This window comes from Microcoleus sp. EPA2 (assembly GCA_020882975.1).
In the GTDB taxonomy this organism is placed as follows: domain Bacteria; phylum Cyanobacteriota; class Cyanobacteriia; order Cyanobacteriales; family Microcoleaceae; genus Microcoleus.
Map to the genome: position 1 here is coordinate 25155 of JAHRFD010000005.1, position 17460 is coordinate 42614.

Consider the following 17460-nt stretch of genomic DNA (forward strand, 5'->3'; position numbering starts at 1 on the left):
AGAAATACAACAGCCTCAACTACATGAACACCATATCAACTTACGGCTCTTGGAAGTCGCCCATTACCTCCGATTTAATTGTTTCGGGAACTGTAGGACTCGGACAAATTGCGATGGACGGCGAGGATATTTACTGGGTGGAAGCAAGACCTTCTGAAGCAGGCAGAAACGTCATCGTGCGACGCACTCCTGACGGAAAAATCAGCGATATCACACCCCAACCTTTTAATGTTCGCACTCGCGTTCATGAATACGGAGGTGCTTCCTTTGTGGTGGCTAGCGGTGTGGTCTATTTTTCTCATTTTGCCGACGGGCGCATTTATTATCAAAAATTAGATTCTCAGCCCCTAGCTTTAACACCCGTAGTTAATTGTCGGTACGCCGATGGCATTGTTGACAAGCAAAGAAATCGCCTGATTTGCGTTCGCGAAGACCATACACGAGAAAGTGAAGTTGTCAATACTATTGTTAGTATTAATTTAGACAACGGGGAAGATATTCAAATTTTAACCCAGGGTGAAGATTTTTATGCTTCCCCCCGTTTGAGCCCTGACGGTTCTCAGATTTCTTGGATTAGTTGGAATCATCCAAATATGCCTTGGGATGGCACAGAATTATGGATAGCGAAAATTCATCCTGACGGTTATTTAGGGGAAAAATATTTAGTTGCCGGTGGTTTAGAAGAGTCGATTTTTCAACCGGAATGGTCGCCGGATGGAGTCTTATATTTTGTTTCGGATAAGTCTAATTGGTGGAATCTTTATAGAACCCCCCTCAATCCCCCCTTGGTAAGGGGGGAAGCAGGAATAGAAGATTCCCCTTTGGTAAGGCCGGAAGCAGGAATAGAAGATTCCCCCTTGGTAAGGCCGGAAGCAGGAATAGAAGATTCCCCCTTGGTAAGGCCGGAAGCAGGAATAGAAGATTCCCCCTTGGTAAGGCCGGAAGCAGGAATAGAAGATTCCCCATTGGTAGGGGGGGAAGCAGGAATAGAAGATTCCCCTTTGGTAAGGCCGGAAGCAGGAATAGAAGATTCCCCCTTGGTAAGGCCGGAAGCAGGAATAGAAGATTCCCCTTTGGTAGGGGGAGAAATAAATACAGAACCCCCCTTGGTAAGGGGGGCTGGGGGGATCGAACCTCTGTACGAAATGGCGGCAGAATTCGGACTACCTCAGTGGGTGTTTGGGATGTCTACTTATGCTGTTGTTTCCGAAGATAAAATTATTTGCACCTATACTCAACAAGGTAGCTGGTATTTAGCAACTATCGATTTAGTCACCAAACAGTTGAGCCAAATTGATACACCTTACAGTGATATTTCTTCACTAAAAGCGCAAGGTGAAAAAGTAGTTTTCCTGGCTGGTTGTCCGACGGAATCCTCTGGTATTGTACAACTAGATTTAGGCACAAGTCAACTAGAAGTATTGCGCAGCGCCAGCAATTTAAGCCTGGATGCTGGTTATCTTTCTGTACCGCAATCCATCGAATTTCCCACGGAAAATGGTTTGACTGCTTTTGCTTTCTTTTATCCACCAACAAATCAAGATTTTGCAGCACCAGCAGGTGAAAAACCCCCCTTAGTTGTCAAAAGTCACGGCGGTCCGACGGCGGCTACTTCTAGTAGTATGAATTTAAAGATTCAATACTGGACAAGTCGCGGTTTTGCTGTCTTGGATGTGAATTATGGTGGTAGCACTGGTTATGGTCGAGAATACAGAAATAGGCTACAAGATAGTTGGGGTATTGTGGATGTTGATGACTGCGCTAATGGTGCTCAATATTTAGCCAAAAGAGGTTTAGTTGACAGTGCCAAAATGGCGATCGCTGGTGGTAGCGCCGGAGGCTATACTACTCTGTGCGCTCTTACTTTCCGAGATGTTTTCAAGGCGGGAGCGAGCTATTATGGAGTTAGCGATTTATCAGCTTTGGCAACGGATACCCACAAGTTTGAATCGCGCTATCTGGATGGATTAATCGGACCTTATCCTGAAAGACAAGATTTGTATTTAGAACGATCGCCTATTCATGCTGCGGCTAATTTATCTTGTCCTATCATCTTCTTTCAAGGATTGGAAGATAAAGTGGTTCCTCCCAATCAAGCAGAAATGATGGTGGAAATCTTAAAAGCAAAGGGTTTACCTGTTGCTTACGTTGCTTATGAAGGGGAACAGCACGGTTTTCGGCGGGCTGAAAATATCAAAAAGACTCTGGATGGTGAATTATATTTCTATTCAAGAGTGTTTAAGTTTGAATTAGCTGAATCGGTGGTCCCAGTGCTGATTTACAATCTTTAGCTGAAACTCTGTTTGCAGTAAGTACCGTAGCGGCTATATTGTGTGGTGTTAATTAAATCCACTTAATTAAACGTAAAATACGGATGACCGAAAAGCTGACTACATAAGTCTTCTTCACATCGATCTTCTTCCTTCTACTTAGTTGGTAGTTTCAGTCGCTGCGAGATATGGGATAGAACTTGCTGATTTACGGATGGCGACGCATTTTACGGACGTCGCCAGATTTGGTTTACCATCATAGGGAATGTGATTTAATTCACAAATCCGCTGGTTTTTTATCACAAATTTGGGTGTTTATTATCACAAGTTTTTGATGTTTGCTGTCACATATTTTTAGACAATAAGATAGCAAAAATAGTAGGGTGCGATCGCCTTCTCTGAACACAGAAAACCTCGATCGCTCGTCGAGTTCAGATTTAATAGCTATGGAAACTCCTGTCCATCTTATTCCATCTGCTTTGGGCGAGTTGTTTGCCGAAGTCAATCATCATAGGTATATTACCCTGGCCGATCGCTACGGTTTGATGGCTGCTATTTTTGACGAAACTTTGACAGAGGAAGAAAAACGCTCGATCGATCGCCTATTGCGCGCCGTGTACCGAGGCAAAATAAAATTAGTTAATCAACTTTCTATGGTGAACGGATTATAGATTTTGATGTGAGATTAAATAATTCAATAAATCAACAATTTAGCCCACGGATCGAGCCGTGGGCTAGAGTTTGTTGACAATTACTCGTCTTGGGTAAAGTAGCGATCGAGAAAATTCAAAGCATAGTTACGAAGTTCGTAATACTCCTTCGTTTCCCGCAACTCTTGGCGATCGCGCGGATGAGCAAAAGGTACTGACAAAATCTCTCCGATAGTCGCCGCCGGGCCATTTGTCATCAACACAATGCGATCGGACATATAGATAGCCTCATCCACATCGTGAGTAATCATCATGGCAGCTTGTCTGTGATTTTCCCAGATATCCAATACCTGTTTTTGCAATTTGCCGCGAGTCAAAGCATCCAAAGCCCCAAAGGGTTCATCCATTAATAACATTTTAGGGCGAATTGCCAGAGCGCGGGCAATTCCTACTCGCTGTTTCATCCCTCCTGAAATTTCATCGGGGTATTTGTCCGCCGCCGCTGTCAAGTTTACCATTGCTAGGTGTTCGTTGACCAGACTAATCTTCTCGGGGCGACTAAGATTTTGCAATACTTCATCAACTGCTAGCCGAATATTCTCCCGCACTGTCAGCCAAGGTAGCAATCCATAGTGCTGAAACACCATCATGCGATCGGCGCCTGGTTTGCGAATTTCTTTACCTTCTAGCCGCACCATTCCCGCACTTTGTTTTTCTAAACCAGCCACTATTTTCAGCAGCGTTGATTTCCCACACCCGGAGTGACCGATAATCGAAATAAATTCATTTTCTCCAATATTTAAGTTGATATTTTCCAGGACGCTAAATTCCTTACCATCACCAGTTTTGTAGGACTTGAACAAATTGTCTATTTGCAGAAATAGGCCCTCGCTATTGACTGACTTCTGAGTAGTCGTAGAAGTAGAAGTGTATTGACTCACGGTATTCTCCTAAAAAGTAGTAAAGTGTTAATTGAATTTGCTTGCACTTGCCTAAATCCTAAAATATTGCAGTCGGTTTCAACCGACTGTCTTCTATCAGCCAGGGACTTAAGTCCCTGGCGGGATGGTATAACCAGCGAAAAATCTCAAAATTTAAGACATGAAAAAAGATTGAGGACGGTTAGCTCTAATTTCAAAACTATTGAGATAACCTACCGGATCGCTAGGATCGAATCTTTTTTTATCGATAAACAATTCCCCTGGTTCCACCTGATAATCTTCCACTGGACAATTGATTCCCATTTCCGCCACAATCTTGCGGTAAATATCGGTTCTCCAAGCTTTTTTGGCTAACTCTTCAGCATTTTTGGGAACCTCTTTAATATGTCCCCACCGAGCAGATTGAGTCATCAACCAAATACTCTGAGATTGCCACAGAAATGTGGAATGATTCCCTAATATTTGAGGTAAGTTGGCGGGGATATCAAAGAAAATAGTTGTATCCTCCGATCGCACTGTACGGTCTTTTTCATCAAACCCACCGTAGTTGTAGTCTCCCACAATTGCCGGCCGCGTAAATTTATCGATCGGTCCTTTTTTGGGTTTGGCCCCGGTAAACGATCGCTCTGTCAACAGCAGTGCTATTTCGTCCCGATTTTCCGGCCTGCTACAATACTGGCAAGCTTCCACCATTGCCTTCACGAGTGAGTAATAAGTCTTCGGATTTTCGTCAATGAACGATTGCATTACTCCCAAAACGCGATCGGGATGGCCTTGCCAAACTTCCTTCCCTTGTGCGAAGGTAAAACCCACACCCAAATTACCTTGAATTGCCCGCGTATTCCAAGGTTCTGCCACCATGTAAGCCTGCATCGCACCGATTCTCATATTAGTTACCATTTGAGGAGGTGGCACAATAATTACCCGAAATTCTTTGAACGGATCGACACCAGCAGCGGCGGATATATAGCGCACAAAGTATTCGTAAATAGCGGAACTAAGAACTACTGCCCAGACTTTATTTTCTACTGGTTGACTGTCAAAAAAAGCTCGAAATTGTTTGCCAAATTCTTCTAAATTGCCATTATATTCGCGCCAGGGGCGCAACCCAAAATCCCACATCGCTTTGCTCATTGTCATCGCGTTACCGTGGCGGTGAATTGTCATTGCCGCGCACAGGGGTGCGTGACGCGCTCCTTCGGCACCAATGCGGGCGTTGGTGACAGCACCGGATACGACAGGAGAAGCGTCGAGACGCCCGAAAATTATGCCGTCACGGGATGTCGCCCAGCTTGCTTCGCGGTTGAGTTTGACGTTTAAACCGTATTTGCGGAAAAAGCCTTTCTTCCAGGCGATCGCAAATGGTGCACAATCATTAACTGGCACATATCCTATCGTTAAATTCGGTTTTTCTAAGCTTTGGGAATTGACAATCGGTGTGACAGCTAAAGCCTCTTCAGTAAGTCCTTTTGCCGATCGATCCGCGTTAATTCCACATCCAGATAAAGTCATTCCCACCGCCGCCGAGCCCATTCGTTGCAAAAACTCTCGCCGGTTCCAATCCTGAAAAAAACGATCGCTCATATTTAATTCTCAATTTGCGACTAATTGCTATTAGATATTTAGTCAATTTCTGGAAACCCTCTTCCATCTTCCCTCTTCCCTCTTCCTGAATTTCCCCCCTTGGGGGGGGCAGGGGGGGGTGACTTCTTCCTTCTTCCTTCTACTAACTATTCACCGATCTATGTGTCACCAATTCTTGAATTTTGCCAACAGCCCAGTCAAGCAGCAACCCAGTCAAACCAATGACGAACACTGCTAAAAATACCGAACTCAGATTCAAACGACTCCACTCATCCCACACAAAAAAGCCAATTCCCACGCCACCTGTCAGCATTTCTACCGCCACAATCACCAACCAAGCAATCCCCAAACTAATTCGCAAACCTGTAAAAATATAAGGCAAACTTGCCGGCAAAATTATTTTGGTAATCCGTCGCCACTGTGGCATTTCTAACACTCGCGCCACATCCAGATAATCTTTGGAAACGCTAGAAACTCCCAGGGCTGTGTTAATAATTGTCGGCCACAAAGACGTGATGAAGATGACAAAAATCGCCGAGGGGTCTGCTAGATTAAAAATCGATAGGGCGATGGGCAACCAAGCTAGTGGCGATACTGGTTTGAAGATTTGAATCAGCGGATTTAGCGCCATCATGGCTGGTTTCGACATCCCGATCAGAAATCCTACTGGAATCGCTACCAATGCACCCAGTGTAAATCCTAGTAACACCCGTCGCAAACTTGCTATCAACAACCAGCCAATCCCTAAATCTCCAGGGCCGCGCTGGTAAAATGGATGCAATATGTAATCCCCATTAGCGATTAACGCCTGGTAGGGAGTGGGAATCAAATCGCTTTTGAAGCTGGCAACAATCCACCACAGAATCAAAATACCTAAAAAACCTGCACCAGGCAACAACACAGTATCTCGGAGCATCATTGGTTTTGCCCGCTTCCAAGCTGCAACTCCTGCAACTGCGATCGCCGATAAGTTAAGTTGAATAAACATTACAAATTTCCTCAGAGTCAGGGGAAGGTACAAGAAATCTTGAACAATACCAACCGGAGACACCGATGAGGCAAAACTATCTCGTTAAAGAAAGTTGACTCTTCAGTCTCTACTCAATGCCTGCGAAGTTAGCTGACGGGCTAGGACTGAGAGATGTCCTTCTCTTCCCGAATTAAAAATCAAAAATTACAATCTTTATTTTGAATTTTTGCTCTGAATTCTGTAGAGATTCGCCCCGAAAATTGGTTCCTCCGCTCCAGTGACACGAATTTGTGCGATCGTGTAACACTTGATTAGGCTTGACTTGTTAATTTCATCTTCATAATTTTAAGCCTAATGCTAGCACTTTGTCAATACGTCTTGAGAAATAGATATTTTTCACCAGCCCTGCTCAAATCTGGGAAAACTCCTAAAATTTAATTAACTAAGACCCAATAAAAAAACATCATACCCACATACCCCCAGCGCTTTCATAAGTTTCGACTCCCTATCCCTTAGCGAACTTACTTCTTTAAATCAGAAACCGAATAGTTACATAGATAGCAGCCGTTACCAATTGCAATAACATCACAGGAATTCCATAACGCAGAAAAGTTTGAAAAGAAATCCGCCTGCCATGCAATTCAGAAATTCCTGCTGCGACTATATTAGAAGAAGCTCCTACCAAAGTGCCATTTCCTCCCAAAGTTGCCCCGTACATCATCGCATAAAACAGCGGTAAAACTTCCACAGGAAACTGCCCTGCAAAATCCGGCGCTAGCACTTCCCCAGGGGCTAAGCCAACGTTAACAACATACTGTTTGAGCAAGGGAACCATCGCCACTACTAGCGGAATGTTCGGCACCACGCTCGACATTAAACCCACAAAAAATAACAAAACTAGGGAACCCCAAAAAATATTCTTACCCAAAACAACTGCTAGAATTCCCGATATACTGTTAATGACTCCGGTTTTTTCTAAACCCCCAATCAGTACAAAAATAGACATAAAAAATAGCAGCGTACTCCAATCTAAATCCCGCAATATATTATTCACGGAATCTATTTTAGATTGATGAGCTAATAGCATGGACAAGGCAGCCCCCAACAAAGCAATGGCTGCTGGTGAAATTGGCACCGGTAGCGACTCTCCCACTACAAAAAATACCAGCACGAAAGCTATAATTAAACCGCCGACTGCTAAAATTCGTGGATGATTAATTTTGGGATGTGGCAAGTCTGCCAAATCGTCTAATTCTTTGTGCCAGATTTCGGGGAACAACCACGGCAGAATAATGACTATTACTCCTACTGCCAGTGCGCCGCCCAAACTTAATTTCATTAGGTAATCGGCAAAGCTCATATTAATCGCATCACCGACAATAAATGTCGCCGGATCTCCTACTATTGTCAGCAGTCCCGAACTGTTAGCTACAAATACCATTAAAATTAGTAATGGTACAAAATCTACACCCACTTCTTGTGCCATGGGCGGAATTAATGGTGCTAGCAGCATGACTGTGGTAGCATTGGGCAAAACTGCACAAATCGGGGTAGTAATGGCCACAATCCCCAGCAACAGATTTTTGCCTTTCCCTTTCGCCAACAGCACCATTTGAGTTGCCAAATATTCAAATATTTTGGTAGGTTCAAAAGACCTGACCATTACCATAACTCCGAAGAATAATCCCAAGGTTCCATGACTGCGACCAATATATTCGATCGCATCATTTAAAGTCATAACGTGGGTAAAAACTAGGATCAGCGCTCCCAAAAAAGCTGCAACTGTTAGGTGTATCCACTCGGTCATTACTAACAAAATTACACCGATAAAAGTTGCCGTGGCGATCGCAGCTTGCAGGTTTTCCATTTAGTCTCCTGACAAAATTCAAAATTTTAAATTTAACATGATTATGCCACCCCAGAAATCTACTACATCCCGGTAATTTTGTCAATACCTTTAAGAGGTATTTTGTAGTGATAAATACTCTGAATCACCTCATTGACAGAGATAGCAGAGTCCAAAAATCACCAAAAAACTACTTCTTTTGGCAGGGTAGCGATCGCCAAAAATTTGGTATGTTAATCGGGCGATCGCTCGACTACAATAAGACAATACCAATATCTGTCAGACTCCACCCCCACGCAGACATCATGGATTACAGCCAACTGCTCACCGACAAAACCGACACTATCCTCCAAAACTGGATTGAAGCAGTTAGCCAGGATCGGAAAATAGAAAGTGCTGACACCTTACCGCGCTCAGCCATCAAAAATCATATTCCTCACCTGCTGGCGGCCATGGCAACAGTGCTTTCTGAATATCAAAACAGCGAAATAGGAATCATCATCAAAGCCAGTTTAGATCACGGCTTCCTGCGAGCAGAACAAGGCTACGATCCAGCAGAAGTAGCGCGGGAATACCATTTACTTCGTCAAGTCATATTCTCCCATATCGAAGCAGAATTACTAGCAGGAACCACCACAGAAGTAGTCAGAGCTTTTCGACTCATAGACTCCGTAGTAGACGAAGCAATTGCCCAGTGTTTTAACAGTTATGTTGCTCAGCGCTTGAACGAACTCCAACAAATCCAAACTCAGTTAACACTCACCAATCAAGAGCTCAATCGCCTCGTCAGCACCCACCAAGACAATCTTTCCTATTTAGCCCACGAACTCAAAACACCACTCAACTCAATCATCGGTTATTCTGAACTGTTTTTGCGTCAAGGAAAAAAGCAACCCGAAATCAAAGATACTCTCCCCGGCATCGAACACATAGAGCGAGTATTGCGTAACGGCAGACAACTATTACGCCTAATTAACGATGCCCTAGAACTTGCCCGTGCCGATGCCGGAAAAATCCAACTTCAATTAAGACCAACTAATGTAAAAGCTCTCATTAATACAGTAGTAGAAATAATGCAGCCCATGGCTGACGCCAAGGGATTAAAGCTCCTCATCACTAGCGACAGCGCTCCAAAACAAGTAATCGCCGACTCCCAGCGATTGCAACAAATTATCACAAATCTGCTGAGCAATGCTATTCGCTATACAGAAACTGGTAGCATCAAATTAGATTGTCGTCAAGTCGGAACCGAAAATTGGACGATCGTCATTACAGACACCGGCATTGGCATCTCCCCCGCCGATAAAAATCGCATTTTTGAGCCTTTCTTTCAAGCAGGAGAACCTAGCAAACAACAATTTTCACCAGAGAGCACAGGCTTGGGATTAGCCATAGTATCGCGACTGGTAAAACTATTGCAAGGCAACATAGAGTTAATATCAGAAATTGGAGTAGGCTCGACATTCACCGTCATTTTACCGCTAGAAGTTAAAACTTTACAAGAAGTGCTTTAAGAGTTAATATATGATAAGTATATCAAAGCATCTTTAACAAAAGATTATTTCCATGTCCGCCCTCTATGCAACCCCTACCGTGACAGCCTTTCCCCTAACAGCCGTTGTCGGCCAAGAAGCAATTAAATTAGCCCTGCTTTTAGCAGCAGTCGATCCCGGACTGGGAGGAGTTGCGATCGCAGGTCGTCGCGGTACAGCAAAATCAGTAATGGCCCGTGCCTTGCATTCTCTCCTACCCCCCATAGAAATTGTCAAAGACTCTTTCTGCAACGCCTCTCCAGAAGAACCCTTTGTAGAAGAGCTATCGGGCTTGTCATCAGAAAATCACGGGCAAGATATCTTAACAGAAAATCATCAGCAAGAGACCCTGACCACAAATACTAATCTCAACACCGCAATTATTCCCACACCCTTCATCCAAATTCCCTTGGGTGTCACCGAAGATAGACTCTTAGGTTCAGTCGATGTCGAACAATCAGTAAAATTCGGCGAAACAGTATTTCAACCAGGACTGCTAGCCCAAGCAAATCGAGGCGTACTTTATGTAGACGAAATCAACCTTCTAGACGACAACATTTCCAACCAATTACTCACAGTATTAACAGAAGGCAGAAATCAAATAGAACGAGAAGGCATCAGCTTTCAACATCCATGCAAACCCCTATTTATTGCCACCTATAACCCCGAAGAAGGCCCACTCCGAGAACATTTACTAGACAGAATCGCCATCGCCCTTTCCGCCGACGCCGTACTCCAATTAGAAGAAAGAGTCCAAGCCGTAGACCAAGCCCTATCCTACTCCAGCTCACCCCAACAATTTCTCAACCAATATGCAGAAGACACCGACAACCTCAAAACCCAAATCATCCTAGCCAGAGAATGGCTCAAAGATGTCACCATCAAACGCGAACAAATTAGCTACCTAGTAGAAGAAGCCATCCGCGGCGCAGTACAAGGACACCGCGCCGAAATATTCGCAGTCAGAGTCGCCAAAGCAGCAGCAGCCATCGAAGGACGCACCGAAGTTAACGCCGAAGATTTGCGTCGCGCCGTCGAATTAGTCATCGTCCCCCGCGCCACCGTCATCCAAACTCCCCCAGACGAAAACAATCCTCCTCCTCCCCCTCCCCCGCCGCCACCACCCCAAAACGAACAAGAACAAGAACAGGAAGAGGAAGAAGACGAAGAAGACAAACCAGAAGAACCCCCCGAAGAACAAGAAGAAACCAACATTCCCGAAGAATTTCTATTCGACCCCGAAGGAGTTATTCTCGACCCCAGCGTCCTTTTCTTCGCCCAAAATGCCAGCCGCCAAGGCAAATCGGGAAGCCGTAGCGTCATTTTTTCCGAAGATAGAGGCCGTTACATCAAGCCAGTCTTACCCAAAGGCCCCGTCCGTCGCATCGCCGTTGACGCCACCCTCAGAGCCGCCGCACCCTATCAAAAAGCCCGCCGCGACAGGAATGCTAACCCCCCCCAACTCAGGGCGGGCACAGGGGCACCGCCCCTACAATCGGGGGGGAAGCAGCCAAATCATGACGAAGGGAAGCGTCGTGTATTTGTCGAACAGGGAGATATTCGGGCGAAGCGACTGGCTAGAAAAGCTGGGGCTCTAGTGATATTTGTTGTTGATGCTTCCGGCTCCATGGCTCTCAATCGGATGCAGTCGGCCAAAGGTGCTGTCATGCAGCTACTCACAGAAGCTTATCAAAGCCGCGACCAAGTTGCTCTCATTCCCTTTCGCGGAGAACAAGCAGAAGTGCTGTTACCGCCTACGCGCTCGATAGCTTTAGCCCGCAAGCGTTTGGAAAGGTTGCCCTGTGGTGGCGGTTCCCCCCTAGCCCACGGTTTGACCCAAGCCGTGCGGGTGGGAGTCAACGCGCGGCAATCGGGAGATATCGGTCAAGTTGCGATTGTCGCCATTACCGACGGGCGCGGGAATATTCCTCTGGCTCGTTCTTTGGGTGAACCGATTTTAGATGGAGAAAAGCCAGATATTAAGGGTGAATTGTTGGAAATTGCTGCTAAAATTCGCGGGCTAGGGATGCAGTTGCTGGTGATAGATACCGAAAGCAAGTTTATTTCTACTGGTTTTGCTAAGGAATTAGCCAAGACGTCAGGCGGGAAATACTATCATTTGCCCAAAGCTACCGAACAGGCGATCGCAGCCATGACTAAAAACGCTCTCCGCGACGCGATCGGCTAAAATAAGTAGAGCCGCAGCTATCAGTATTTATCTGCGGTTCCAAACTCTAATTTTTACATCGGCGCCGACTACGAGTCACCACCAGAGAACCCACCACTAAACCCAGCCCACCTAGCATCGAAGGCTCAGGAATTTTCACCGGCAGAGGCACCGGGCTGGCTATTCCCCCAGGCGGGTTCGAGCAACTTCTACAGGGGGTTGATTGAACAACCTGAGCCAACAGCAAATTTTGAGGTTCTGCTGGGACGCGGGCCACCCCTGATTGACCTCCGCAGACAACAGTTGCTAAAGCTAATACAATTCCAGCCGTAGGCTTGAAAAAAAATTTCGGAAAAAAAGTAGGCATTACACATTACCTGTTTGGTATTTCATTGTTAGATTTAGATATTTTCACGATTAATTTTTTGCATACCCTGTCTACACCTTTGAACATTCAAATCGAAGCGTATTAAAATTTGAGGGTTGAGGTCTTGGGTAAGTTAGGTTTCCCACCCTAGGAGCAAATTTTACACTTCAACTTGGCTGGTGGTGTGAGACAGTCTCGCTCCCAAGGTGAGAGGGATAAAGAATATACTCATATTTTACAAATAATAAACCATCGCTCCCATCTCGTACATAATATGCTCCTAGTCTTTATCAAATCTTTAAACTTTGAGAGATTTTGCAAACTCATTGTTACAAATGTCAAAATAATAGATAGCCATTTTGTACTGAAATCAGGTCAAACCTCGTGAGCAACACCAGCAATTTCCGCGAAGCCCTGCGCGAGGCCAAAAACCACGCGCTGGTAGGCCCTAACGTCATCGCCAACGCCCTCCCCTTTGTCGGCGGTGGCCTCGTCTTAACCGCCATCGGCACCTATGGCGGCCTGGGAGTCATCCACAACTATCCCGGAATCTTCTTTCCCACATTCATCGCTGCGATCGTCCTAGAATTAATTCTATTCTTCGTCGCTCGTGGGGCCGCCGAACAAGGCAACAAAAACACGGCCTTGCCCCTCCTAGCTACCTACAGCCTGCTTTCCGGCTACACCCTCAGCGGATTGGTATTTACAGCCCTCAGAACCCAAGGCGTCGGCATCGCCGGTATCGGTTTTGCAGCCCTAGGTTGCGGCATTACCTTCATCGCCGCCCGCCAAATCGGTTCCAACTTGTCCGAAACAGATGGCATGGCCCTCACCAAAACTATCAGTTTGGGCGTCATTGCTTTGTTAGTTGTGGTTGGCGTTCAATTTCTGCTATCTCTATTCGGTATCTACACCCCAACTTGGCTGGAAATTGGCATTTCCGGCATCGGTGTATTTCTGTTCGCCGGCGCTGCAATTGTAGACTTTTACATTCTGCCCCGCAGCTACCGCGATGACCAGTATTTGCCCGCTGCTTTGTCGATGTATCTTACTTACATCAACTTGTTTATTTTTATTCTGCGACTGCTGATTGCCATTAACAGCCGGGATTAATTGAAACCGTACCTTAAAAACCGCGGCTTGATTTTTACAAGCCGCGGTTTTTAATGTTTATTAAGCTGGGGAACTAAGATAGAGAGCGTCGCGTCTGTTTTCAGAATTAATAAAAAATCAATCGGGAAAAAGTCATGTACTTAAAGTATGAAGATATCAGAAGAGTCAGCGTAGAGATTACCTCCCGATGCAATGCAGCTTGTCCGCAATGTCCCCGCACTGACAACCCGATTTTACCGATGGCAGAATTAAAGATGGAGGATATTGAGAGAATTTTCCCCAAAGAGTTTTGCTCTCAGTTGGATTTGGTATATATGTGCGGCAATTACGGCGATGCTATGACTAGCAATACTACCATTGGGGCGATCGAATATTGGCACCGCATGGGCGTTCCTCAAATCGGGCTTTATACTAACGGTAGCGGACGTAATCCCCAATGGTGGCAAGCCCTGGCAAAGGCGATGACGGGAGTAAACGACAGCGTAACTTTTAGTATCGATGGCTTGGCAGATACTAACAGCATTTACCGCAAAAATACTAACTGGGATAAGATAATGCAGTCGGTTAATGCCTTTATTCAAGCTGGTGGCAAAGCTGTCTGGCATTACTTGATTTTTGAGCACAACCAACATCAAGTAGAATCGGCTCGCGCTTTAGCTGAAGAATTAGGGTTTGCCGAGTTTGTACCGAAAGCTACCTCTCGTTTTGTGGCGAAAGAACTTTATGAAAAAGATTCTGCAATTCCACAAAATCGGCCGGTAGAAAACTCTCAAGTAGATGCTAATAATTTTCACCCAAATCCACCAGCAACAACTAAGGTGTCAGCCCCTCAAAATCAAGCACAGACGGCTGTTGAGTTGCACCAACAAGCGGAGGACTGTTTGAGACAAGGACAGCTCTCAGAGGCGATCGCCGCCAGCCAACAAGCCCTAAAAATTCAACCCAATTTTGCAGCAGCCTACAAAACTTTAGGCAATGCTGTTCAAGGTTTGGGACGGATGCAAGCAGCAGCAGACTGTTATTCTAAAGCTCTGCAAATTCAGCCTAATTTTCCAGAAGTTTATGCTAATGTTGGCAGTCTTTATGCTCAACAGCAACAGTGGCAGCCAGCTAGTGCTTATTACCAAAAGGCGATCGAGCTTAAACCCAATTTTGCCGGAGCTTATCGCAATTTAGCTAAAGTTTTGACGCAGTTGGGACAACCAGAAAAAGCAAATTATGCTTGGTATCAAGCTATAGCGATCGAAACCTCTCAAGCATCCGAACCAATTCAGCCTGTGCCTTCAAAGCCAGCCAGCGAAGAACTTCAACCCCCATCCCTAGAACAATATCAAAATCCACAGGGGGCCGAATTTCTGAAAGTTGTAGAAAGCTACGGTGGCTTAAACAATTACTACCGCAATGTAGAAATTAGCTGCCAAACTCAAGCCAGTAAAGATATTTTCATCAGCTTTGAAGCGGAACTCTGGCCTTGCTGTTGGGTCAGCCATACTAAATACGCTGTATATAACCACACTTACAGGCCGCAGATGTTGGCTTTACTTGAAAAGTACGGAGAGGGTTTTAATTCTCTCAGAACTCAATCTGTGAAAGATGCGCTGGAAAGTGATTGGTTTCGCCAAGATCTCACAGCGAGTTTTTCCTGTTCTAAAAGGTTGGATGTCTGCGCTCATGAATGCGGTAAAACTTTTAATTCCACAGGTTCGCAGTATATTTAAGAAGTGATTAGTCATTAGTTATTAGTGATTAGTCATTAGTTATCAGTCATCAGGAAGAATGCGGTGAAGCGATCGCATTTCAGGTTATACCATTTCTCTAAAATCGTGCAACAATCTTTGACCCCCCCTTATAAAGGGGAGGGAAAAGACTACTGTTGCATTCTTTTTTAAAATTGGTATTACGATTCAGGCAGGTTATCGGGATCGATACCTTGCGATCGCAAATACTCAGCTAGCCGATCGGCTCGCTCTCGTTCAACCCTCAACTGCTGCCGCATCTCCCCAGCCACTGCATCCGGCAGGGGATAGATATTTCCAGATTCGTCGTACCACATCAGAACTTCTTGCTGGATACCCCCAATAAGTTGCCCAGAGCGTCCCATACCCAGTCCCACTTCTGGCATCCAATAGGGCTCGCCAATCTGCTGCCGGTATTGCCCGTCCATCAGCTTGTAGGCTTCAAACGGTTGATGCCGATCGCGCCGCCAAAATTCCGGGTTGTAAATAATGTAGTACAAAACTCCTAACCCGGCATAAATCGACATTTTCTCGTCGTATTCCCCGCCGGGTTTGTGAGAGACCATTTCCAATGCTACGATCGGCACAACCTCGTTTTCTTCCCACACAGCATAGCTGCGGCGAGATTTGCCCCCTTTTCTGCGCTCCACCCCCAAACTGAGAAACCCGTCGGGCACTACAGGCACTTTGGGACTGATTCCCGTCGTATGATACACCGCCATATCCACCCCAAAGTACCAATCCATGCGATCGAACCAAATACCTGTCAGCACAAACAACAATAGGTTGGGTAGCAGATTCTGGTCTTCGTTATCCACAGGCGTATCGTCGGAACAGGGCAGGTCTTCGGTGGAGGGCAAGCTTGATTTGAGTTCTGGGGAAATCATGGCAGTTAACTTCGATCGCAATCGTTAACCTGATTTTAGATTCTAGCAACTTTTTGGGAATTTTTAATTCAACGGGGTTTGCAGTATATCTAATCAGGAAGTTCGGCAACGGATTTGCTCAAGGGATTTAATGGATGGAATTCTCAAGGGAACCCCCGACTCAATTAGTCGATCGTCAAACAAATTATTCAAATATCCCCATTTCAGTTATAATAAACAAGACACTTCAAAACCACGAGGACTAATAGTGGAAATTCTAGATATCAAACACAACATCGAAACATTGTCCGATCGCCTGGGTAAAACCCAGGACTATCTTTGACATCCCCGCACTATCCGCAAAAATCCAAGATTTAGAGCAAATAGCCGCTCAACCAGCATTCTGGGACGACCAAAATCAAGCCCAAGAAACTCTCCAAGAACTTAACGACCTCAAATCTCACTTAGAGCAATATCACGGTTGGCAAACTAGCTTGGAAGACGCTAGAGCAGTTTTAGAATTGCTAGAGTTAGAAGCTGATGAATCCCTATTCCAAGAAGCCACATCCAGTCTTTTTCAGTTAAGCCACGAACTCGATTCCTGGGAACTGCAACAGTTACTATCGGGGCCCTACGACCAAAGCGGCGCTGTTTTGACAATTAACGCTGGCGCCGGCGGTACCGATGCTCAAGATTGGGCCGAAATGCTGATGCGGATGTACACGCGCTGGGGAGAAAGTCAAGGTTACAAAGTACATTTAACCGAAATTTCTGAAGGAGAAGAAGCAGGCATAAAATCTGCAACTTTGGAAATTGCCGGCCGCTACGCTTACGGTTATTTGCGATCGGAAAAAGGCACTCACAGGTTGGTCAGAATTTCGCCTTTCAATGCTAACGACAAGCGTCAAACCAGTTTTGCCGGTGTCGAAGTGATGCCAATACTCGATCGCTCAGTACAATTAGACATCCCCGAAAAAGACCTGGAAATCACCACTTCCCGCGCAGGTGGCAAGGGCGGGCAAAATGTTAACAAGGTAGAAACGGCCGTGCGTATTGTTCACCTTCCCACCGGTTTAGCCGTGCGCTGTACCGAAGAACGCAGTCAGTTGCAAAATAAGGAAAAAGCCCTCGCCTTGCTTAAATCCAGGCTGTTGGTGATTGCGAAGGAACAGCGGGCCTCGGAAATTGCCGAAATTCGGGGCGACATCGTGGAGGCGGCTTGGGGCCAGCAAATTCGCAACTATGTTTTTCACCCCTATCAAATGGTCAAGGATGTGCGGACTGGCGTGGAAACAACTGCGATCCAAGATGTGATGAACGGTGAATTAGACCCATTTATTCAAGCTTACCTCCGCCAGGAAAATCAGTTGGTCGAAAATTAACCCGCCGAATCAATTCGGGCCTACACAACCAAAGTC

The 17460-nt window shown here is 45.5% G+C and carries 13 protein-coding genes and 1 riboswitch; of the genes, 7 read left to right on the forward strand and 6 right to left on the reverse strand.

Annotated features, from left to right (window positions below):
- The first annotated feature begins 23 nt into the window (after positions 1–23).
- The gene (locus AAFP14_RS07010; protein WP_341731576.1) at positions 24–2291 is read left to right on the forward strand and encodes a S9 family peptidase; all 2268 of its coding nucleotides are present in this window, start codon (positions 24–26) and stop codon (positions 2289–2291) included.
- Positions 2292–2716: 425 nt separating this feature from the next.
- Positions 2717–2941 (forward strand): hypothetical protein, encoded by a 225-nt coding sequence (locus AAFP14_RS07015; RefSeq protein WP_341731743.1) that lies wholly within the window; start codon positions 2717–2719, stop codon positions 2939–2941.
- An 80-nt stretch (positions 2942–3021) separates the two neighbouring features.
- Here the strand turns inward: AAFP14_RS07015 and AAFP14_RS07020 are convergent, their stop codons facing one another.
- The 4 genes from AAFP14_RS07020 to AAFP14_RS07035 form a co-directional block, all read right to left on the reverse strand.
- On the reverse strand, positions 3022–3861 hold the full coding sequence (locus AAFP14_RS07020) for an ABC transporter ATP-binding protein (protein WP_341731577.1): 840 nt from the start codon (positions 3859–3861) through the stop codon (positions 3022–3024).
- A 153-nt stretch (positions 3862–4014) separates the two neighbouring features.
- The gene (locus tag AAFP14_RS07025) at positions 4015–5445 is read right to left on the reverse strand and encodes an ABC transporter substrate-binding protein (protein WP_341731578.1); all 1431 of its coding nucleotides are present in this window, start codon (positions 5443–5445) and stop codon (positions 4015–4017) included.
- A 142-nt stretch (positions 5446–5587) separates the two neighbouring features.
- Positions 5588–6433, reverse strand: coding sequence for a nitrate ABC transporter permease (gene ntrB, locus AAFP14_RS07030; RefSeq protein WP_341731579.1), 846 nt, complete (start codon positions 6431–6433; stop codon positions 5588–5590).
- A 102-nt stretch (positions 6434–6535) separates the two neighbouring features.
- Positions 6536–6720, reverse strand: a riboswitch (cyclic di-AMP (ydaO/yuaA leader).
- A 224-nt stretch (positions 6721–6944) separates the two neighbouring features.
- The gene (locus tag AAFP14_RS07035; RefSeq protein WP_341731580.1) at positions 6945–8282 is read right to left on the reverse strand and encodes an ArsB/NhaD family transporter; all 1338 of its coding nucleotides are present in this window, start codon (positions 8280–8282) and stop codon (positions 6945–6947) included.
- Between the two features lie 107 nt (positions 8283–8389).
- On the opposite strand from AAFP14_RS07035, the gene AAFP14_RS07040 reads away from it, so the two are divergent.
- Complete coding sequence (locus tag AAFP14_RS07040; protein WP_341731581.1) at positions 8390–9775, forward strand: sensor histidine kinase; 1386 nt, start codon at positions 8390–8392, stop codon at positions 9773–9775.
- A 52-nt stretch (positions 9776–9827) separates the two neighbouring features.
- Positions 9828–11981: a magnesium chelatase ATPase subunit D gene (gene bchD, locus AAFP14_RS07045; protein WP_341731582.1), complete on the forward strand. Its 2154-nt coding sequence runs from the start codon at positions 9828–9830 to the stop codon at positions 11979–11981.
- Positions 11982–12027: 46 nt separating this feature from the next.
- On the opposite strand, the gene AAFP14_RS07050 is transcribed toward bchD, so the two are convergent.
- Positions 12028–12327: a PEP-CTERM sorting domain-containing protein gene (locus tag AAFP14_RS07050; RefSeq protein WP_341731583.1), complete on the reverse strand. Its 300-nt coding sequence runs from the start codon at positions 12325–12327 to the stop codon at positions 12028–12030.
- A 384-nt stretch (positions 12328–12711) separates the two neighbouring features.
- On the opposite strand from AAFP14_RS07050, the gene AAFP14_RS07055 reads away from it, so the two are divergent.
- Both AAFP14_RS07055 and AAFP14_RS07060 read left to right on the forward strand, forming a co-directional pair.
- Positions 12712–13440, forward strand: a complete 729-nt coding sequence (locus tag AAFP14_RS07055) for a Bax inhibitor-1/YccA family protein (RefSeq protein WP_341731584.1) — start codon at positions 12712–12714, stop codon at positions 13438–13440.
- A 134-nt stretch (positions 13441–13574) separates the two neighbouring features.
- Positions 13575–15158 (forward strand): tetratricopeptide repeat protein, encoded by a 1584-nt coding sequence (locus tag AAFP14_RS07060; RefSeq protein WP_341731585.1) that lies wholly within the window; start codon positions 13575–13577, stop codon positions 15156–15158.
- Positions 15159–15337: 179 nt separating this feature from the next.
- Here AAFP14_RS07060 and AAFP14_RS07065 read toward each other — a convergent pair whose 3' ends face one another.
- Positions 15338–16063: a Uma2 family endonuclease gene (locus AAFP14_RS07065; RefSeq protein WP_341731586.1), complete on the reverse strand. Its 726-nt coding sequence runs from the start codon at positions 16061–16063 to the stop codon at positions 15338–15340.
- A 247-nt stretch (positions 16064–16310) separates the two neighbouring features.
- Here AAFP14_RS07065 and prfB point away from each other — a divergent pair.
- A protein-coding gene (prfB, locus tag AAFP14_RS07070) for a peptide chain release factor 2 (protein ID WP_341731587.1) occupies positions 16311–17424 on the forward strand; the annotation gives its coding sequence in 2 pieces (ribosomal slippage) (positions 16311–16382 and positions 16384–17424; 1113 coding nt in all).
- The last annotated feature ends 36 nt before the right edge of the window (positions 17425–17460 follow it).